The 21,553-nt window shown below is 40.2% G+C and carries 17 protein-coding genes; 10 read left to right on the forward strand and 7 right to left on the reverse strand.

Features of this window, described 5'->3' with window-relative positions:
- The first annotated feature begins 5 nt into the window (after positions 1-5).
- From G611_RS0101510 to G611_RS0101525, 4 genes are read left to right on the forward strand one after another with little or no spacing between them, the layout of a single operon-like run.
- On the forward strand, positions 6-1,640 hold the full coding sequence (locus G611_RS0101510) for a glycoside hydrolase family 13 protein (protein WP_028242103.1): 1,635 nt from the start codon (positions 6-8) through the stop codon (positions 1,638-1,640).
- 14 nt (positions 1,641-1,654) lie between these two features.
- Positions 1,655-3,109: a sugar ABC transporter substrate-binding protein gene (locus G611_RS0101515; protein ID WP_028242104.1), complete on the forward strand. Its 1,455-nt coding sequence runs from the start codon at positions 1,655-1,657 to the stop codon at positions 3,107-3,109.
- An 11-nt stretch (positions 3,110-3,120) separates the two neighbouring features.
- Complete coding sequence (locus G611_RS0101520; protein WP_028242105.1) at positions 3,121-4,416, forward strand: carbohydrate ABC transporter permease; 1,296 nt, start codon at positions 3,121-3,123, stop codon at positions 4,414-4,416.
- Entirely contained in the window at positions 4,413-5,252 is an 840-nt protein-coding gene (locus G611_RS0101525) for a sugar ABC transporter permease (protein ID WP_155942222.1), read from the forward strand. The genes G611_RS0101520 and G611_RS0101525 overlap by 4 nt, the downstream gene beginning before the upstream one ends.
- A 36-nt stretch (positions 5,253-5,288) precedes the next feature.
- On the opposite strand, the gene G611_RS0101530 is transcribed toward G611_RS0101525, so the two are convergent.
- The 3 genes from G611_RS0101530 to G611_RS0101540 form a co-directional block, all read right to left on the reverse strand.
- A complete protein-coding gene (locus G611_RS0101530; RefSeq protein ID WP_028242107.1) occupies positions 5,289-5,756 on the reverse strand; it encodes a DUF2798 domain-containing protein in 468 nt (155 codons plus the stop codon).
- 177 nt (positions 5,757-5,933) lie between these two features.
- Complete coding sequence (locus G611_RS15065; RefSeq protein ID WP_051195003.1) at positions 5,934-7,175, reverse strand: ATP-binding protein; 1,242 nt, start codon at positions 7,173-7,175, stop codon at positions 5,934-5,936.
- Complete coding sequence (locus G611_RS0101540) at positions 7,172-7,879, reverse strand: LytR/AlgR family response regulator transcription factor (RefSeq protein ID WP_028242108.1); 708 nt, start codon at positions 7,877-7,879, stop codon at positions 7,172-7,174. Before G611_RS0101540 ends, G611_RS15065 begins: the two co-directional genes overlap by 4 nt.
- A 183-nt stretch (positions 7,880-8,062) precedes the next feature.
- Between G611_RS0101540 and G611_RS0101545 the strand changes: the two genes are divergently transcribed.
- Complete coding sequence (locus G611_RS0101545; protein ID WP_028242109.1) at positions 8,063-10,927, forward strand: beta-glucosidase; 2,865 nt, start codon at positions 8,063-8,065, stop codon at positions 10,925-10,927.
- A 77-nt stretch (positions 10,928-11,004) separates the two neighbouring features.
- Here G611_RS0101545 and pflA read toward each other — a convergent pair whose 3' ends face one another.
- From pflA to G611_RS0101560, 3 genes are all read right to left on the reverse strand, one after another.
- The gene (pflA, locus tag G611_RS0101550) at positions 11,005-11,739 is read right to left on the reverse strand and encodes a pyruvate formate-lyase-activating protein (protein ID WP_028242110.1); all 735 of its coding nucleotides are present in this window, start codon (positions 11,737-11,739) and stop codon (positions 11,005-11,007) included.
- Between the two features lie 156 nt (positions 11,740-11,895).
- The gene (pflB, locus tag G611_RS0101555; RefSeq protein ID WP_028242111.1) at positions 11,896-14,154 is read right to left on the reverse strand and encodes a formate C-acetyltransferase; all 2,259 of its coding nucleotides are present in this window, start codon (positions 14,152-14,154) and stop codon (positions 11,896-11,898) included.
- A gap of 263 nt (positions 14,155-14,417) precedes the next feature.
- Entirely contained in the window at positions 14,418-15,068 is a 651-nt protein-coding gene (locus G611_RS0101560; protein ID WP_028242112.1) for a hypothetical protein, read from the reverse strand.
- Between the two features lie 170 nt (positions 15,069-15,238).
- Between G611_RS0101560 and G611_RS0101565 the strand changes: the two genes are divergently transcribed.
- From G611_RS0101565 to G611_RS0101585, 5 genes are all read left to right on the forward strand, one after another.
- Positions 15,239-16,129, forward strand: a complete 891-nt coding sequence (locus tag G611_RS0101565; protein ID WP_028242113.1) for an exonuclease domain-containing protein — start codon at positions 15,239-15,241, stop codon at positions 16,127-16,129.
- A gap of 88 nt (positions 16,130-16,217) precedes the next feature.
- On the forward strand, positions 16,218-16,793 hold the full coding sequence (locus G611_RS0101570) for a flavin reductase family protein (protein WP_028242114.1): 576 nt from the start codon (positions 16,218-16,220) through the stop codon (positions 16,791-16,793).
- On the forward strand, positions 16,790-18,094 hold the full coding sequence (locus G611_RS13555; protein WP_036947688.1) for a M18 family aminopeptidase: 1,305 nt from the start codon (positions 16,790-16,792) through the stop codon (positions 18,092-18,094). The genes G611_RS0101570 and G611_RS13555 overlap by 4 nt, the downstream gene beginning before the upstream one ends.
- Before the next feature lie 42 nt (positions 18,095-18,136).
- On the forward strand, positions 18,137-18,928 hold the full coding sequence (gene hisA / locus G611_RS0101580) for a phosphoribosylformimino-5-aminoimidazole carboxamide ribotide isomerase (protein ID WP_028242115.1): 792 nt from the start codon (positions 18,137-18,139) through the stop codon (positions 18,926-18,928).
- A gap of 24 nt (positions 18,929-18,952) precedes the next feature.
- Positions 18,953-20,167, forward strand: coding sequence for an LL-diaminopimelate aminotransferase (locus G611_RS0101585; protein WP_028242116.1), 1,215 nt, complete (start codon positions 18,953-18,955; stop codon positions 20,165-20,167).
- Here the strand turns inward: G611_RS0101585 and G611_RS0101590 are convergent.
- Positions 20,164-21,231, reverse strand: a complete 1,068-nt coding sequence (locus G611_RS0101590) for a GntR family transcriptional regulator (protein ID WP_028242117.1) — start codon at positions 21,229-21,231, stop codon at positions 20,164-20,166. The two genes, G611_RS0101585 and G611_RS0101590, sit on opposite strands and share 4 nt — an antisense overlap.
- Between the last annotated feature and the right edge of the window lie 322 nt (positions 21,232-21,553).

Consider the following 21,553-nt stretch of genomic DNA (forward strand, 5'->3'; position numbering starts at 1 on the left):
GATATATGAATAAACACGCATTACTACACATTCCCGAATCCAGATATTGCTTTCCATTATCAAAGGAAGAGGTTGTTATCAGACTTAGAACTGCAAAGGAAGATGCAGATGCAGGACTTAAGGTAAGGCTTATTTATGGGGTTAAATACGATTACCAAAAAGAGCGTTTTACAGTAGAGGTTCCTCGCAAATATGATGACGAGCTGTTTGCATATTACGAGATTCAGTTAAAGATAAGGGACACACGATTTGTATACATATTCGAGCTTGAGGAAAATGGAAAAAAGCAGTACTTCAGTGAGGATGGCTTAACAGACAGCTACAATTATGAAGAAAGCTATTACAATTTCTTCCAGCTACCTTACATCAATGAAAATGATGTTATGCCATTAGTTGATTGGATGCCAGGCACTGTGTTCTATCAGATTTTTATAGACAGATTTTGCATTGGGGACGAGAACAAAGATATGTCCTACATCGATATGAAGTGGGGCAGCAAGCCTACTCCAAAAAGCCATGCAGGCGGGGATCTGCGAGGAATTATTAAGCGCTTGAATTACCTGAAGGATTTAGGAATTTCGGCACTTTACCTTAATCCTATTTTCCTATCAGATTCAAATCATAAATACGATATTATCGACTACAAAAAGATTGACCCACAGTTTGGAACTAATGAAGATTTTGTGGAGCTGGTAAAAAAGGCACACAGCTTGGGTATCAGGGTGGTGCTTGACGCAGTATTCAATCATTGTAGCTATAAGATGGAGCAATTTCAGGATGTAATTAAAAATGGAAAAGCTTCTGAGTATTTCGACTGGTTCATAATCGACGGAGATAAGGTTGATATCAAAAAACGAAATTATGAATGCTTTGGTTACTGCGATTACATGCCAAAATTAAATACAGCAAATCCTGAGGTTCAAAGCTTCCTTTTAGATATTGCCACTTACTGGATTGATGTGGCAGATATTGATGGTTGGCGATTAGATGTTGCCGATGAGGTATCTCACGACTTCTGGAGAATGTTCAGAAGAGCAGTGAAGGCCAAAAAAAGTGATGCGGTAATCATTGGAGAAAACTGGCATGATGCATATCCTTCACTTCAGGGTGACCAGCAGGATAGCATTATGAATTACGCATTTACGAAGATTTGCTTGGATTATTTCGCTAATGAAAGCTGTGATGCCCGAAAGACTGCACAACACCTAAACGGCATCTTGATGCGAAATATGAAGCAGGTAAATTACATGATGCTAAATCTACTTGATTCACACGACACAGATCGCTTCTTTACAATGTGTAAAAAGGATAAGAAAAAGCTTGAGGCGGCATTGGCCCTTACCATGTTTATGCCAGGAACACCATGTATTTACTATGGTACCGAGCATGCAATGGAGGGCGGATACGATCCTGATTGCAGACGCTGCTTTGATTGGGATGAAAGTAAATGGGATATGAAATTTTTCAATAAGGTGAAGGAGCTTATCGCCCTAAAGAAAAATCCGGTTTTACAATATGGCGACGTATCTATTACTGAAGAAAATGGCTCATTAATTGTAAAAAGACGCTATAATGGAAATGTTGCAAAACTAAAAATCGAAAGTCCTACCGTATATACGATATCTTTTGAAAATAACTAGGGGGTATATCTATTATGAAAAGAAAAATTGCCTTGGCATTAATTGGGATGATGGCGCTCACTACCCTTGCAGGCTGTAAGAGTGAATCCAAGGAAGCCACTAAGGAGGCTGCTTCTCCTACTAATACCATTTTCACCGGAGAATTAGAGGAAAATGTAACCATCCAGGTTTTGGAAAATGATACAGCTATCTCTAAGGGATATTTTGATGAGCTTATAAAGGCTTTTAACAAGGAATATGAAAAGTACGGCATCACAGCGGTAGATGCCAACATGGATCAGTATTTGGATTTGGCAAACGATGGCCCTTACGGCTACGGCCCAGATGTTTTGTATCAGGCTAATGATGTAATTATGCAGTACGCTGAGGGCAAGCACATCTATCCACTTCCAGTGGAGCAGTTGGATTGCTACAGCCAGATACCAGAGGCTGCCTGGAAAGCATATCAGGTGGATGTTGAGGGTAACACCTACACCTGCGGTGTTCCTGTAAATGTTCAGGCACCAATGCTTTACTATAGAACCGATTTACTTCCAGAGGATTGGAAGAGCAATTGGGATGATAACAAAAATGATGTTCCGGACATGGTAGAAAACTGGAACGACATGTATGCCTATTCAAAGGAAATCCATGAAGCCAATCCAGATAAATATGGCTATATGAAATCCTTATATGATGTGTATTTCTCCAGCGGATTCTTATTCTCTTATGGCGGATATATCTTCGGAGATAACAACACAGACACTAATGATATAGGCTTTGCAGCAGGTGATGCCAACAAGGGTGCATGGGTATTAAGCCAGCTTGCCAGCAACATGAACGAGGATTGCATCGACGATACTATCACCACAAACGCATACAGCAAGCTTGCAGATGGTACATACTTTGCTACACTTTCTACACCAGATACCTATACAACCTTCTATGACAGCCTGGTTGAAGAATACGAAAACGATGGAATGGCTGAGGATGAAGCAAAGGAAAAGGCCACAGAAAATCTTGTTATGACAGCCCTTCCAAAGCTGCCTGAAAGTGGAGATTTATCAGAGGAAAATCCATCATTGATTGATACAAAGACAATGGGTGGAGTAAATGGATATGCTATCAGCTCTTATACCAAGTGTCCAAACGCTTGTCTTGCCTTTGTTGATTTTGCAACCAACTACGAAATGATAAAGCTTAGAAATGAAAAGCTTGGAATTGCTCCAGCAAGAGAGGATGTAGCTGAAGAATTAGGTGGATTATCTAAACAGATGTATGAAAACCTTGAAAAGGGCAATGTTGTATTAATGCCATCTATCAAGGAGGTGGGCCAGATTTGGACACCAGGCCAGACCTTCTTTACTGATTTGGCAAAGGATAGCTTCAGACCTGAATCAGAAAAGAAATTCAAGGATTTAGATGCATTAAAAGCAGGACTTGAGGATATGTGCAATCAGATAAGTGATGCAATACATACCTTGGAATAAGAGGAAAGACTATGAGAAAGTTTTTAGATAGCTCATGGCGCGTTAAGCTTTCTGCCATAATTATGGGAAGCGGACAGCTGATGTATGGCTGTGTGGCTAAAGGAATTATTTATATTTTAATAGAAATAGGTTTTATTGCATACATGGTGATAAGAGGCTTCTCTGATATAGCAGGCTTCTTCACATTGGGAACCACAAAGGCAGATGCCTGGCTTGGAACTGTGGGAGACAATTCCGTAGTAATGCTTTTGATGGGAATACTTGCATGGATTGTGGTTGCAGCATTTATCTACCTGTATGTATTAAATATCAAAAGTGCTTGCGATATAGAAGAGCGTGTAAGCACGGGGAGAGCGCCAAAGAGGTTTATAGACGAATTAAAGGAATTATTAGATAGAAAGTTTTATATCACTGTGCTAGTGCTACCAGTAGTGGGAGTGTGTATCTTCAATATCTTACCAATTATATTTATGATACTCATTTCTTTTACTAACTACGGCGGAAGCATTGTGCCACCAGAGCTTGTAGATTGGGTAGGCATTGATAATTTCAAAAAGATTCTTACCCTTTCAAAGTTTGCTCCAACCTTTGCAAGGATTTTAGGCTGGAACATCCTTTGGGCAGTAGTTTCAACAGCTCTTAATTATTTTGCAGGACTAGGCCTTGCACTTTTATTAAACAAAGATTGCGTAAAGGGCAAAGCCTTCTTTAGAGCCTTCCCAGTTCTGGCCTATGCCATCCCAGGATTTATTACACTACTTGCCTTTAAGTTTATGTTTTCCTATGGTGGACCAATCAATCAGATGATAAAGGCAACTGGCGCAGCCCCAATCGGCTTCCTTGATTTGGATGCAAAATGGATGGCCAGATTAATAGGAATACTTGTAAATTGCTGGATTAGCGTACCATCAATTATGCTGCTTGCCACAGGGCATCTTTCAAACCGAGATATGTCTTTATACGAGGCAGCCAGAATCGATGGAGCAACACCATTTCAGCAGTTTAGAAAGCTGACAATGCCATTTATGCTTTTTGCAACAACACCTGTTTTATTAGGACAGTTTATCGGTAATTTCAACAACTTCGGTATCTTTTACTTCCTCAGAGGAGGATTATACATGGATGGATATTTCCTAGCCAGCGATACAGATTTGCTTATCAATTGGCTCTATAATCTGTCCATAGATAACAATTACTACTGCATTGGCGCGGCTATTTCATTGATTATATTTATCATTACATCAGCCATCTCGCTTGCAGTATATGTTAAATCACCATCCTACAGAGAGGAGGATACCTTCCAATGATGAAAAAGTTAAGCGTTGGAAAAATCATTGATGCTACCTGGACCTATGCATTACTTTTAATTGTAGCCTTTATATTTTTCTTCCCTTGCCTTTGGATTGTACTTGCATCATTCTCAAAGTCAGGAAGTATATATTCATTTGATGGGTTCTTCCCAAAAAGCTACAGCGTAGCCACCTTTAAGAAATTATTTACAGATACCACAATGTACAACTATCCAAGATGGTTTTTGAATACATTGTTTGTTGCTGTTGGCAGCTGTTTACTTGGCACCTTTCTCACAATTCTTACTGCCTATACAATGTCTAGATTTGAGTTTAGGGCCAGAAAAACAATGATGAAAACTACCATGATTCTTGGCATGTTTCCATCCTTCATGGGAATGACTGCTGTATATATTCTGATGACTCAGTTTGGACTGATCAATCGACTGTGGGGATTGATTTTGATTTATGCAGCAGGTGCGCCTATGGGATATCTTACACAAAAGGGCTTCTTCGACACCATACCAAAGGCTATCGATGAAGCAGCCAAAATAGACGGTGCCAATTCTGCACAGATTTTTTGGAAAATCAATCTACCACTATCAAAGCCAATTATCGTATATACGGCATTAACTTCTTTTACATGGCCATGGTCAGATTTTATTTTGCCAAAGCTATTATTAAAGGAAAAGGATTTGTATACGGTGGCTGTTGGACTGATGAGTCTAGATGAAACAGAATTCGCCAGATTCGCCGCAGGAAGCGTATTTATCGCAGTGCCTATCGTAATTCTATATTTCGCCCTAGTTAAAAACATGGTAGACGGAATTGCAGAAGGCGCCGTCAAGGGATAAAAAAAACTAGCTGTTAATTTAACAGCTAGCTTTTTTTTATTTTGTATCTTTCTTCTCACGGAAGATTGTACGGAAGATAAGTCGTACGAATGGTCCGCAGTAGAAAAGCTGATATAAAATAGCCATTGGGAAGTTCATAGCCCATGTCTGTACCCATGTACCGAAGGTCTTAGTGTCCTTGAAAAGGATAGTAGCAACAAGGCTCATGATAGGGCACATGATGCAGCAGATGCAGATTGAAATAGCATAAGTGATGAACTGTGGGCGATCCTTAGTAGGGTCCATTACTGTAAATGCAAGCCCTCTGGCAATCTTACCAACGATAAAGAATTCTAATACGAATGCGATAGGCACCATGATTGGAAGCTCGTGTAAAGCTGCTAAGAAAGTGGCACCGCTAACACCACCCATGTTAAGTGCTACATTGTAAACCACCATTCCGTAAACCATGATAGTGGCCATAATAATTGTAAAAATTACGTCCTGAAATTTGTTTTTAGGCATAAAAAATCCTCCTTCTGATAATAAATAACTACATAAGAATAAATGTGTTGTTCGTTATCATCCGGAGGATGTGTCGTTTCCAATAAAACCATAATTTCTTAAATTGCTTCGCAATTGTATCATAATATTTACCAAAATGTAAGTGTAAAAATTGTGAAAATTGTAGGCAATATGATTTTAAGGATTGATTGGCATTAAAATGTTTACATGAAAAACATCATCATCGGCGGAAATAGTAAGGTTTCCATTGTATTTTTCAGCCAGATATTTAATACTCTTTAAACCGTAGCCATGTAGATGAGGCTGGTCCTTTGTGGATTCAGGCAACCCGTTATGGAAGGAAAGTGTATTGTCGTAATAATTATCTACAAGAATGTGAACAAAATCATTTCTGCGGCGCACGGTAAGAGAAATCATTCGTTTATCCTTGTTTTCAAGGGCTGATACAGCTTCGATAGCATTTGATAAAAGATTTCCAAACATAGCGTAAATGTCAGCTGTGTCCATGTATGAAAGCAGCTGGCCATCAGCCATGCAGGTAAGTTCGATATCATTGTTAGCGCAGTATAATGACTTTTCAGTAAGTATAGTATCCAGCGCATGATTGTAGGTAGATATATCCGCATCGAAGGTTGAAAGGAATTTTTCAGCCTGGGATTTGAAGGAGCCTACCTCATCAGCGTTTCTTCTAAGGAAATATTTTAAATCGTGGCAGTACATGTTCAGCAGTTCCATGTTCTGCATGGAATCGTCATAGTGCTGCTTATCATTTGCAATGATTTGCTCTAACACTGACATCTCCATCTCTATCTGAGTCTTTTCAAATAATCCAAGCTGTAGCACCAGTGCAAGCAAGGAGCAGATGATAGAATAGATGGATGTCACAAAAATCAGATCCGAGTCTGAGGAATAATTCATTCGGTAGGAATTAAGTAGCGTGCAGGAAAACATTGCAATCAAGGACACGATGGTGAGCTTGAACTGGTTATCTCGCAGTTCAAAATCCTTTCCAAAGCGTCTGGTTATTAAAAAATATTCACATACTAAAATGGTTATGTAAATCACCATTGTATATGCAAGGGATGTCATAATCCCTGGAATATAATTGATTCCTAGTGTTAGCAGTGAATAGGATAGATGCTGTATTGCAAGGCCTGCGGTACTCCAGTATAAGGCCGATATAGGATTAAGCTTGTAGCAAAACAATACCGCAAATACGATAACAACAAACTGCAGCATATATGCCAGATTATCAAGAACAAATAAATCCCACATAAAGTTCATTCCAACAAGAACACTGCCGCAAAGCAGCACTCTAAGAACGAAGAGTGAACGTTTTTCCTGCAATAAAAGCAGAATACCTATGGATGCTAAAAGCTCTATTAAAACTACGAAAGGCGATAGATGAAAGGCTATCATAATTGTCCTCCTAGATAATTTGTTACTTCATTTATAAAAATCTTTTTTTTAGGGCGGCTGATTGGCAAAACATTTGGTCCAACCTTCACGTCATTCCCCTCGATACTGGTTACATATTTCAGATTAACAAGGTAGCTGTTGTTGCAGCGTCTAAAGTGGTAAGGATGGAGTATTTCTTCCACCTCGCTGATGGCACCTCTGGTATCGAAAACACCATCCATGGTGTGATAATAAAGTCTGTGTGACAAAACCTCCACGTAGTAGATTCTATCTGTTGAAAAGGTATGGATTTCTCCCTTTGATGCAACAGTAATATTCTTTTTAGACTGCTGCTTAATAATCGCAAGAACCTTTGGCATCTTCAGGCTAAAAGCATTTTCTGATAATGGCTTTAGGATGTAATCCAAAGCATTTACCTCATATCCTGCAATGGCGTAGTGGGCCAGATTGGTAAGGAAGATGAGTAGCACATCTGAATCCAGCTCTCTAAGCTTGTGCGCGGCATCCATTCCATTCATGCCGTCTAATTCTATATCCATAAATACTATTTGATATTGATGATTGTAGCTTTCTAAAAAATCCTCAGCACGGTTAAAAACAGCAATGTCGTACTGTTCCCCACGTTGCTTGAAAAAAATATCCGCTATATTACAAAAAGCTTTTTCATCCTCTATATCATTTTCTATAAGAGCTATGTTTAGCATAGATTCCTCCAAGAAAGTGTTAATACATAACTTGCAGTTCATATTATAACATACAAAAAGGCCTAAAAAATCGCCTCGGATGACAAAGAAGGGACTCTAAATGACAGGATAGGACATTTGATTGAAACTGAAAATTGGCAAGGCTACAATGCACTCATCAAACAAAAAATGGAGGAATGATTTATGTTATCAATCAACATGACTGATGTAATCAATGTCCTAAAATTGATTGCACCACATCTTATTGCACTGGCGATTGTTGTTGTAGCATTCATTGTTTGCATGATTATTGCAGGCAAGAAGGAAAAGCACACACGCTTTTTTATGCGTAGACAATCACTTACAGCATTTTTGCTTGCAATAATTACTATCGTCAACTTGATTTGCTTCGGACCAATGTCTAACATGATCACACTTGCAACAGGCAAGGGTGAGGTTTCAGACAAGACAATCGACGAAGCCAGAGAGCTTTCAAAGGAAGTTGCGGGTGAGGGAATCGTACTTCTTGAGAATAAGGGTGCTCTTCCAATGGAGTCAGGTAAGAAGCTCAACGTATTCGGTTGGTCTTCAACAAATCCATATTATGGTGGAACAGGTTCCGGCGGATTTTCAGCTGATTTTGAAACAACATCTCTTTTAGATGGACTTCATGAAGCTGGCTTTGAAACAAATGAAGAACTTTCAGATTTCTATACAAGCTACAGAACAGACAGACCTGAAATCGGTTTGTTTGGACAGGACTGGACACTTCCAGAACCAGCTCTTTCAACATATCCAAAGGAGCTTTTGGAAAATGCAAAAGAGTATTCTGACACAGCACTTATTGTAATCGCACGAAGCGGTGGCGAGGGAGCCGACCTTCCAAAGGATGTTACAAGCGGTGTTACTTACAATGAAAACTCAGAGGATTACAAGGACTTTGAAAAGGGTCAGCACATCCTTCAGTTAGATAAGTCAGAACGCGACCTTTTCGATGAAGTTTGCTCAGATTACGACAATGTAATCGTTGCTTACACAGGTGCAAACACATTTGAGATGAACTTTGTAGATGAATATCCAAGCATCAAGGGATTAATTTGGTGCCAGGGCTTAGGACAGGGTGGTTTCCCAGCTCTTGGAAGCATCTTAAACGGTGATGTTAACCCATCAGGTAAAACATCAGACACATTTGCACGCCACATCGACAATGCGCCTTGGTTCAATAACTTCGGTGATTATGCATTCGATAATGTGGATGAGTTCACTTATGATTCAGGTGATCCAATTCTTGGAGTTTCAGCTCCACACTTTGTAAATTACGTAGAAGGTATTTACGTTGGCTATCGTTTTTACGAAACAGCCGCTGTTGAAGGTTTAATCGACTATGATAAAGAGGTTCAGTACCCATTTGGTTACGGATTGTCATACACAACCTTCAAGCAGGAAATGGGAGAATTAAACATAGATGCTGACGGTAATGTTACCGTTGATGTAACTGTTACAAATACAGGCGATGTTGCAGGCAAGTCTGCAGTAGAGCTTTATGACACACCACCTTATACAAACGGTGGAATTGAGAAGTCTGCAGTAAATCTTATCGCATTTGATAAGACAGACATCTTAGGACCAGGAGAGTCACAGACAATCACACTTGATTTTACAGAGGAATCACTTGCTTCATACGACGACAAGGCTGAGAAGGCGTATGTATTAGAGGAAGGCGATTATGTCATTTCTCTTAGAGAGGATGCCCATACTGTTATCGATGAGAAGACTCTCAACATTGCTAAGACTATTGTCTACGGGGAAAATAATAAACGTTCGACAGACCAGGTAGCAGCTACAAATCACTTTGATACAGCTATCGGAAACGCAACATATTTATCACGTGCAGATCATTTTGCAAACTATGAAGAAGCTACAGCAGCACCAACTAACTTCTCTATGACAGATGAAGCTAAGGCTGAATACGTTTGCAATCTTAACTATGATCCAAACGCATTGAACGATTCAAATGACGAAATGCCTACAACAGGCGCAAAGAACGGACTTAAGTTAGAGGACCTTAGGGGCGCTGAGTATGATGATCCAAGATGGGAAGATTTATTAGACGAGCTTACAGTATCTGAAATGGCTTCACTTGTAGGACTTGGCGGATATCAGACACTTGAGGTTCCATCTGTAGAAAAGGCTAGAACAACAGATTGCGATGGACCTGCTTCAATCACAAACAACTTTACAGGCAAGTTCTCAATCGGTATGCCATCATCAGTAACACTTGCATGTACATTCAATAAGGAACTTGCATTAAGCTATGGCCGCATCATGGGTAAGATGTGTGATGAGATGGATGCTTCAGGTTGGTATGCTCCAGCTATCAACACACATCGTGCAGCACTTGGCGGACGTGAATTTGAGTATGTATCAGAGGATGGACTTCTTTCAGGTACACAGATTTCACAGGAAGTTATCGGTGCTAAGGAATTTGGTGTATACAGCTATATCAAGCACTTTGCAATGAATGACCAGGAGACAAACAGATGGAACATGATTTCAGTTTGGGCTCCAGAACAGGCAATCAGAGAAATCTACCTAAAGCCATTCGAAATTGCTGTAAAGCAGGGTGGCGCACAGGCAGTTATGAGCTCATACAGCTACATCGGACCACACTGGTCAGGTGCAAACGATAGCCTTCTTAACAAGGTACTCCGTGATGAGTGGGGATTCCGTGGAATGGTAATCACAGATTACTTCCTTGGAGCAAACTTCATGGATGCTGATGCCGCTATCAGAAATGGTAACGACCTTATGCTTGTTGCTTACGAAATGGGAACAAACACACCAGACGACCAGACAAGCGCAACTGGAATCAAGGCAATGCGCCAGGCTTCAAAGAACATCATGTACACAGTTGTAAACAGCCGTGCATACGAGCCAGAAAACCTTAAGACTGGTTTATATCCATGGCAGATTGCATTCATCATTGTGGATATTATTCTTGCAGGATTATTAATCCTTCTTGAAGTGAAGACAATGAAGAAATATAAAACAATAAAATCTACAATGTAGATTAATCACATTCTTCTTCTTTAATCTTATAAATAAGGGCTAGACGATAATGTCTAGCCCTTTAAAGTATCTTAAGGTTATTTACAACCAAGTATTTCTTTTGCATTCTGAATACGTTCAGCTGTTGGAGATTCAACACCTTCAAGGCGGTATGGAATACCAAGCTCTGCGTATTTAGGAACACCGAGAGAGTGGTAAGGAAGGATTTCCACACGCTCTACAGTCTTAAGAGTATCAATGAACTCTCTAGTACGATGTAACAAATCATCATTGTCGCTTCCACCAGGTACAAGCACGTGGCGAATCCAAAGAGTAATACCCATATCAGAAATCTCTTTTGCCATTTCAAGGATGTTGGCGTTATCTACACCTGTAAGCTTTTTGTGCTCCTCAGGGTCGATGTTTTTGATATCAAGCATTACAGTGTCTGTCACACTCATAAGCTCCTTCCATTTGCTATAGAAAGGCTCTTCGTGAGTGAAAGGCTGACCTGCGGTATCAATACAAGTGGTGATACCCTTAGCTTTGGCTTTCTTAAATAAATCTAATACAAAATCAATCTGAAGAAGTGGCTCACCACCACTAACTGTGATGCCTCCATCCTTTTTCCAGTATGGCTTAAAACGATGTGCTTTTTCTAACACTTGGTCTGCGGTATATTCTTCACCCTGGTGTTCAGCCCATGTCTCAGGATTGTGGCAGAATGCACAGCGCATCTTACATCCATTTAAGAAAATCAAAAATCTAATTCCAGGGCCATCTACGGCACCGAAGCTTTCAAATTTATTTACGTATCCAATTACATCACTCATATTGTAACCTCACTTTATATAAAAAAGGTTGCCCTCATTGATTTCAAGCCGCGAGTAAGAGGTCCCTGGCTCAGGTTCCCTGACATGTTAGTCAGGGGTCCTGAGTTAGGAGATGGCTTACGGGAGGCTGTTAAACTACAAGGGCAACCGTATTAATTAAAGAGCCTCGTGGCAAGTACGTGCGATAACGTCAAGCTGCTGCTCTTTTGTTAAGTCGATGAACTTAACAGCGTATCCAGATACACGGATTGTAAAGTTAGCGTACTCTGGCTTCTCTGGATGCTCCATAGCATCGATAAGCTTTTCTTTACCAAATACGTTAACGTTAAGGTGATGAGCACCCTGATCGAAGTATCCGTCAAGAACGTTAACAAGGTTGTTAACACGCTCTTCCTCTGAGTGTCCAAGAGCACCTGGGTTGATTGTCTGTGTATTTGAGATACCATCAAGTGCCTCTTCGTATGGAAGCTTAGCAACAGAGTTAAGAGAAGCGATAAGACCGCTCTTCTCAGCACCGTATGCTGGGTTAGCACCTGGTGAAAGTGGCTCGCCTGCTGGTCTTCCGTCTGGAAGAGCACCTGTAGCCTTACCATAAACTACGTTTGAAGTAATTGTAAGGATAGATGTTGTAGGCTCTGAATCTCTGTATGTGTGGATGTGACGAAGCTTAGTCATAAATGTTCTAAGAAGCCATACAGCAATCTCATCAGCTCTGTCATCATCGTTACCGTAACGTGGGAAGTCACCTTCGATTTCGAAATCCTTTGTGATTCCGTCCTCATCACGGATAGCCTTAACCTTTGCGTACTTGATAGCTGAAAGTGAATCTACACAGTGTGAGAATCCAGCGATACCTGTAGCAAATGAACGACGTACGTGTGTATCGATAAGGGCCATCTGGCAAACTTCATAGTAATACTTATCGTGCATGTAGTGAATCATGTTAAGTGCTCCAACATACATGTGAGCTAACCAATCCATCATCTGATCGAACTTGTGCATAACCTCATCGTAGTCAAGGTACTCAGATGTGATAGGTGTGTACTCAGGACCAACCTGATCATGTGACTTCTCATCAACACCACCGTTGATAGCGTAAAGAAGACACTTAGCAAGGTTTGCACGAGCACCGAAGAACTGAAGCTCCTTACCTGTCTCTGTAGCAGATACACAGCAGCAGATTGAGTAATCATCGCCCCATGTAACTCTCATAACATCATCGTTCTCATACTGGATAGAAGATGTGTTTACAGAAATCTTTGCAGCGTACTTCTTGAAGTTTTCAGGAAGACGGCTAGAGTACATAACTGTAAGGTTTGGCTCTGGTGAAGGTCCCATGTTTTCAAGTGTGTGAAGGAATCTGTAGCAAGTCTTTGTAACCTGGTGACGTCCGTCAAGACCGATACCACCAACCTCAAGAGTAGCCCAAACTGGATCACCTGAGAATAACTGGTTGTAAGACTCGATACGAGCGAACTTAACCATACGGCACTTCATTGTGAAGTGATCGATGATTTCCTGTGCCTCAGACTCTGTGATAACACCGTTAGCAAGGTCACGTGTCATGTAGATATCAAGGAATGTAGATACACGACCAACTGACATAGCAGCACCGTTCTGAGTCTTGATAGCTGCAAGGTAACCGAAGTATAACCACTGAGCAGCTTCCTTAGCGTTAGCAGCTGGCTTAGAAATATCGAAGCCGTAAGAAGCAGCCATTTCCTTCATGCCCTTAAGAGCATTGATCTGGTCTGTGATTTCCTCACGAAGCTGGAAGTCGTAACGTCTCATACCCTGACGGTTTGTGTTAGCGAAGTCGATCTGCTTCTTCTCGATAAGGTAATCAATACCGTAAAGAGCAACTCTTCTGTAATCACCTACGATACGTCCACGTCCGTATGTATCAGGAAGACCTGTTAAGATCTTGTTGTGACGTGCCTTTAAAATCTCAGGAGTGTAGATATCGAATACACCCTGGTTATGTGTCTTATGATATTTTGTAAAGATTTCGTGAAGCTTCTCGCTTGGCTCATAGCCGTACATTTTGCAAGACTGCTCAGCCATCTTGATACCACCGTAAGGCATGAATGCTCTCTTAAGTGGCTTGTCTGTCTGAAGACCAACGATCTGCTCAAGATCCTTTGTCTCGTCTGAAATGTAGCCAGGGCCGTAAGAAGTAAGTGAAGAAACAACCTCTGTTTCCATGTCTAAAACGCCACCCTTAGCACGCTCAGCTGCCTGAAGCTCCTGAAGCTTGCCCCAAAGAGTGTTAGTAGCGTCTGTAGGACCTGCTAAAAATGACTCGTCTCCATCATATGGAGTGTAGTTGTTCTGAATGAAGTCACGTACGTCAACGTTGTCTTTCCAAACGCGGCCTACGAAACCGTTCCACTGTGCGAAATCGTGATTTGCCATTTGATTTTCCCTTTCTTTTTGAACAAATGTTATTATGATTTAACTAGTGGGGTTGTGCTAGCAATATCATGGACAGTTAGATATAACTAACATACTAGTCTATTAAAACTATAGCATAAGACTGATAAAAAATTAACAATGTACGAAAATAAAAACATAATTCAATGTATTTATCTAAATACAATAAAATACAATGCAATAAAGCATAAAAAATGGCTAACAAGCTGATATTACAGAGCTTGTTAGCCATTTTAAAATTTTATTTAAACGATATCAAAATTCTGAAGAGCTTGTATGCGAACCTCATCTGGAATAGTAGGAGAGGTCTCGCCATTTTCTATTGATTCAACAGTGTTTGCATCTCTATCAACCTGGGAAAGCTTTGAAATGCTTGAGGTTACATCATTATTAAAGTCTTGAGCTTCTATAACTTCACTTTCTCTGCGGGCAGATCTTGCATCCATTTCCTGATTGTAATCAATCTGGGAAATATCGCCCTTTAGATAGAGCAGCTTTAGTTCTGAATCACTGTAACTTGCGTAAGAAGTTATGTCCTGGGATTCAGAAGAAATGTCCCAATTATTTTTTTGTAACTGGGTTACTGTTGAATGCACCTCGTAATCAGGCTTTTCGAATGAGCTTTTCTCGGAAAGTCTTGCGATTTCCTCTTGAAGTATTTCGTGGATATTATTGCCTTCATCCTCATTACGTTTTACACGAACGGTGTCACCATCCTTTGATTCAGAAATAACAGGACCATATTCTTCGGCTAAAATATCTTTCGAAGCTTCTGGGGATTTTCTGGTTACCTCCGGAGCAGCTTTAGGTGAACTAGACTGCTGGGCTGCCTGAGGGGCCTGAGCAGGCGTAGTTTTTTCAACAGTAACATTGTTTTTAATACCTATATCAGCCATAGTGACTCCTTTCAGCGGAATGCATACTCCCACTTGTAAGAGTTATTATACACTCTAATTATGAAATATATGTGACGTTTATAACTAACATGAAATTTTACAAGGTTGTTGGTACATTAAAAACATGATAAGATTTAAATTAAGTAAAACAATTGATACGGAGATGAAATTTGGCAACAGTTAATAATGAAAATAAAAAAGTAAAAGGCCCTAGTCAGACAGCGCCTGCAGGTTATAAAGGTAAAAATCAGGCTTTCATGGATGCAGAATATCTTAGTGCACGTTACAAAAAGACATCCATCGAGGACGTGATTTCAGTTGGTATTATCATTACTAATCCTGCTCACGAGGAGCTTGATAGATTTTATTCGACGGTGAGACTTCGTCCTGGTCATAAGCTTCCACCACTTATTACAGAGCTTACCGGACTTACTGATGAGGATTTGGAATTTGCCCCAACCTACGAGGATGTTATGACAGAGCTTATAGCGATGATTCGCAAATACCAGGTTGGTAAAATCTGTGTATGGGGCGGAGATAAGAACAGCTTCCAAAGAGATTACGAGTCTAGAAATCTGGAAAAACCATTAAAGAGAAGCGTTGCTAAGTTTATTAGCACCATCGAAAACATACAAAAGGAAGTCAGCCTGGATGTGACAGACGGATTGGATGCTAATTTGTCTTTGGCCGACATGAAAACAATCTGCGGTTTAGGTGGAGTTGTAGAACACAACGCGTTATCAGATGCGGAGGATATGCTTAATTGTATTCGTATTATCGAACAGGATGAAATGCAATACGATGGCAAGAAGGCAGCTGAATACAAAAAGTTCCGCGGTGAATATGTTAAAAACAGAAGCTTTGATGATTTTGAAGAGGATAGGGATTATATTATTGATTCATCCTTGGGTGAACAATTCCTTGAAGAGATTATCAGCAGAGGCTTTGAAAATGACCCAAAAACAAAGGCGTTTATGGACGATCTAAAATTCATTCTTGGTAAGGACAATGTTTACATGGGAACGTTCTCAGAAATGATGGAAGAAAAGACTAAAGAGTAATTAAAATGAGGGGATTGCATTAGCAATTCCCTTTTCTTTAGGCTTTTTTTAGAGTATATTAGTAGGGTAGTTTATCAAGGAGGTTATGATGGGAAAACAAACTTGGAAGCCGGGAAATATGATTTATCCACTTCCTGCGGTTTTAGTTACCTGCAGAGATAAGGATGGCAATGACAATGTTTTGACTGTAGCATGGACAGGTACCGTTTGTACTAATCCACCTATGGCATACATTTCTGTAAGACCTAGCAGATACTCTTATGACATGATTATGGACACAGGTGAGTTTGCAATCAACTTAACCACAGAAGAGCTTAGCTTTGCTACAGATTTTTGCGGAGTGCAAAGCGGAAGAGATGTTGATAAATTCGAAAAATGCAATCTTCATAAGGAAGAAGCTGATAAAATCAATGTACCTCTCATTGTTGAATCACCAGTCAACATCGAATGCCGAGTTAAAGAAGTTCATGAATATGGTAGTCATACTATGTTTGTGGCTGACGTTTTATCTGTTCACGCAGATGAAGCTTACATGAATGAGACAGGAAAGTTTGAACTGGAAAAAGCAAATCTACTTGCTTATTCTCACGGCACCTATTATGGTCTAACCAGTCCTAAAGGGACTTTTGGATATTCAATTAAGAAAGAAGGAAAAAAGAAATGAATAAAACAGTAAAAGGATTATTTGAATTTATAGAGGGGAGCCCTTCACAGTTTCACGTTGTTGAAAACGAGAGACAGCGCTTCTTAAAGGAAGGCTTTATCGAGCTTTCAGAGTCAAAGCAGTGGAACATCGAGCTTGGTAAGAACTATTTCGTTACAAGAAACGGTTCATCTATCCTTGCTTTCAGAATGCCAAATAAAGAATACAAGAGCTTCATGATTATGGCATCACACAGCGATTCTCCAAGCTTCCGTATCAAGGAAATGCCTGAAATGAAGGAAGGCCACTATGTTAAGCTTAACACAGAAAAGTACGGCGGAATGCTTATGGCTCCTTGGTTTGACAGACCACTTTCAATTGCTGGTCGTGCAATCATCAAGACAAAGAATGGCATCGAGACAAAGCTTGTAAATCTTGACAAGGATTTATGCATGCTTCCATCACTTGCTATTCATATGAATCGTGAAGCTAACGATGGTTACAAGTACAACCCACAGAAGGATTTACTTCCACTTGTATCTATGGACGAAAACTTCAAGCTTAAGAAGCTTGTTGCTGATAGCCTTTCAGTTAAGGAAGATGATATCTTAGGTAGCGATTTATTCTTATACAACAGAGAGCCTGGTAAGGTTTGGGGTGCTAATGATGAATTCATCTCTATCAGAAGATTAGATGATCTTCAGTGCTCATACAGCTCAATGATGGGTCTTCTTGCAGCTAAGAACTCAAACACAGCAGTTCAGGTTCACGTAACATTTGATAACGAAGAGGTTGGTAGTGGTACAAAGCAGGGCGCTGATTCTACATTCCTTTATGACACACTTGTAAGAATCAACGAGGCAATGAATGGCAATAACTCTACACTTCTTACAGCTATTGCAAACTCATTCATGGTATCAGCAGATAACGCACACGCTCTTCACCCTAACTACCCAGAAAAGAGCGACCCTACAAACAAGGTATTTATGAACGAGGGTGTAGTAATCAAGTTCAACGCTAATCAGAAGTACATGACAGACGGCTTAGCTTATGGTATTTTCGCAGAGCTTTGCAACCAGGCAAAGGTACCTTACCAGACATTTGTTAACCGTTCAGATGTAGCTGGTGGTTCAACACTTGGTAACATTTCAAACGCTCACGTATCTATCAATGGTGTAGATATAGGATTAGCTCAGCTTGCTATGCATTCTTGCTACGAGACAGCAGGTGTGAAAGATACCGAATATTTACTTAAAATTGCCACAAAATTCTATGAAAGTGTAATTGAAAATATTTCGGGCAGCGATTATACTGTTCAATAATTTACTTGCTAAAGGACATAACTACATCAGGGGGAGGGCAAAATGAGATTTAGACCATGCATCGACATCCATAATGGAAAGGTAAAACAGATTGTTGGAGGTACACTTTCTGATTTAGGAAAGAAGAAGGACCAGCCGCAGGAAAATTTCGTAGCTGATAAGGATGCTGCTTATTATGCAAACATCTACAAGAAAGACGATTTAAAGGGTGGCCACATCATCAATCTAAACATGAAGAATACTAAGGAATACAAGGCATCAATGGAAGAGGCAATAAAAGCGCTTAGTGCTTTTCCAGGGGGATTGCAGTATGGCGGAGGCGTTGATGACAAAAACGCCAAATCCTTTATAGATGCTGGCGCCAGCCACGTTATAGTTACATCTTATGTTTTTAACGATGGAAGAGTTGATTATGACGCTTTGGAACGCATTTCACAGGCTGTTGGCAGAGAGCATTTGGTCCTGGATTTGTCCTGCACCAGAATTGACGATAAATACTTTATCGTTACTGACCGTTGGCAAAAGGTTTCAAAGGAAATTATTACTTACAATTTCCTTGACAGATTAGCTTATTACTGCGACGAATTTTTGATTCATGCAGCAGATGTAGAGGGTAGACAAAATGGCATAGACAGAGATTTGGTAGGCTTCTTATCCAGATATAAGAGAGTGCCAATCACCTATGCTGGCGGTGTTTCCGATTATGGCGACATCGAACTCATAAGCTATCTTAGCGATAATAATATGGATTTTACTGTTGGTTCATCATTGGATTTATTCGGCGGAAATTTATCCTATGAACAGATAGTTAAAAGAATAGTTAGTAGCAGATAATTTAATATTCAAAGGGAGGCGAACATGTTTAAGGTTAATTCTAATTTTGCAAAACTTCCAGGAAGCTATCTTTTTTCAACAATTGCGAAAAAGGTTGCTGCTTATTCCGAGGCTAATCCTAATGCGGATATCATTAGACTTGGAATTGGTGATGTTACACAGCCAATAGCTCCAGCTATGATAAATGCACTTCACAGTGCAGTTGATGAAATGGGTAACGCATCAACATTTCACGGTTATGCACCTGATTTAGGTTATCCATTTTTACGAGAGGCTATTGCCAAAAACGACTATCAGTCCAGAGGCTGCGATATCAGCGCTGATGAGATTTTTGTATCAGATGGTGCAAAATCTGATTCGGCAGATATTCAGGAACTGTTCGCTTCTAATGTTAAAATAGCAGTATGCGATCCTGTTTATCCAGTATATGTTGATTCAAACGTTATGGCTGGAAGATGTGGTTCATACGATGAAGCTACAGGAAAGTGGTCGGATCTTATTTACATGCCAACCACAGCAGAGAATAAATTCGTTCCAGAGTTTCCTAAGGAGACTCCAGACGTTATTTATCTTTGTCTTCCAAACAATCCAACTGGAACAACTCTTACAAAGAGCCAGCTTCAGCTATGGGTTGATTATGCTAACAAAAATGGCTGTCTGATTATTTTTGATGCAGCTTACGAGGCATATATTTCAGAGGATGATGTACCACATTCTATCTATGAATGTGCTGGTGCACGCACATGTGCTATCGAAATTCATTCATTCTCAAAGAATGCAGGCTTTACAGGTGTAAGACTTGGCTACACTGTAGTGCCTAAGGATTTGGTTTATGACAATCAGTCATTACACGGTATGTGGGCAAGACGTCACGGAACCAAATTCAACGGAGCTCCTTATATTATCCAGCGCGCTGGCGAGGCTGTTTATTCAGCTGAGGGTCAGGCTCAGATAAAGGCGCAGGTTGGATACTATATGAACAATGCAAAGACAATCTACACAGGCCTTAAGGATGCTGGATTTGAGGTTTATGGTGGTGTTAACGCACCTTACATTTGGCTTAAGACACCTAACAATATGACTTCTTGGGATTTCTTTGATTATTTATTGGAAAATGTTCAGATTGTTGGAACTCCAGGAGCAGGCTTCGGACCATCAGGTGAAGGATACTTCCGCCTGACAGCCTTCGGTTCTGCTGAAAATACTGCCCGAGCAATCGAGCGTATCAAGAATCTTTAGAAACAAGATTTTCTTTCGATTAATTTAGGTTCTAGAAGAATATGAGCTTCTTTGCGGGAAATGCTGCCATCGATTAACCCTAACAGGGTGGTGGCAGCTTTTTTTCCAAGCTCTTCCTGTGGGTGGGCGATGGTTGTGATTCCTTTGCTGTGGGCAAGCAGGGAATTATCAAAGCCTGTTACTGATATATCATGTGGGACGCTTCGTCCAATATTCTGCAGTCCTTTGATTACATCAGCGGCGATTTCGTCATTGTAGCATACCACTGCATGACATGAAGTTCCGCTTTCTAATATTCTAATTAGCCCCTCCATAGGCTTCATAGTTTTATCCTTTGTATGATACCAAATAACTAAATCTGGATTGTAGGTAATGCCGGCAGCCTGAAGGGCCTTTACATAGCCTTTGTGGCGTAGTATTCCCTGAGTGTCGTCCGCTTTGAAAATGCCTGCAATGTTCTTATGGCCAAGCTTTATTAAATGTTCTGTGATAAGTCGACCACCCTCAACGTCATCTAGCATTACAAAAGGTCTGTCCATCATGGCTTCATAGCAGCCTTGGATGAATACATATGGGATCCCCATGGCATCCATCTGGTCGTAAAGTACCTGATGCTGGCAGCTGATTGCACTTTGGCTAGGCTCGATAATCATGCCATCGATGTTTTTGGAAAGCAGCTCCTCCATGCACCAGGCCTCACCCTTGCGGGAGTTGTTGGTGGTTTTTAAAAGGATACTGTAGCCATTTTCGTCTAAAACCTGGTTGATTCCCTGGATAACTCTTGGGAAAATATAGTCAGACATGAAGGTTGAAACTACAGCGATATTCTTGCTGTGTTTTTGTTTGGTTTTTCTTTCGGCAACAAAGGTGCCGCTTCCATGAACAGGATATAGATAGCCTTCATCGATAAGCTTGCTAAGAGCCTTTCGTACAGTTTGTCTGCTGACATTATATTTGCTGGCAAGCTGATTTTCCGATGGAATCTTATCGCTAGGGTTATATTTGCCAGAATTTATAGCGCTTTTAATATCTTTAATTATTAGTTCGTGTTTTGAATTAACCATGAATATATAATATCAAAATGGATATTGAAAGTTAATATTTTTAGACAGTAAAAAGCGATGCCGGCGGGGCATCGCTTTTCAAAAGGGAGAATAATGTTATGAAAAAAATGGTTCATCGCTTCTGTCTTGCGATGTAATTATAATACTATCCATAGGTGAACTAACAATGTAAAAAATGTGAATAAAACATATAAAGAAAATTTTTTATTGTGAATTGCTTACCTTATTTGTGAACTGATTCCAGTAGGTTAGGCAATATAACTGAAATAAAAAGAGCTTGCAACGGGCAAGCTCTTTATCGTAAAAACCAAAATACATTTAT

Source organism: Pseudobutyrivibrio ruminis AD2017 (genome assembly GCF_000424305.1).
Taxonomy (GTDB): domain Bacteria; phylum Bacillota; class Clostridia; order Lachnospirales; family Lachnospiraceae; genus Pseudobutyrivibrio; species Pseudobutyrivibrio ruminis_B.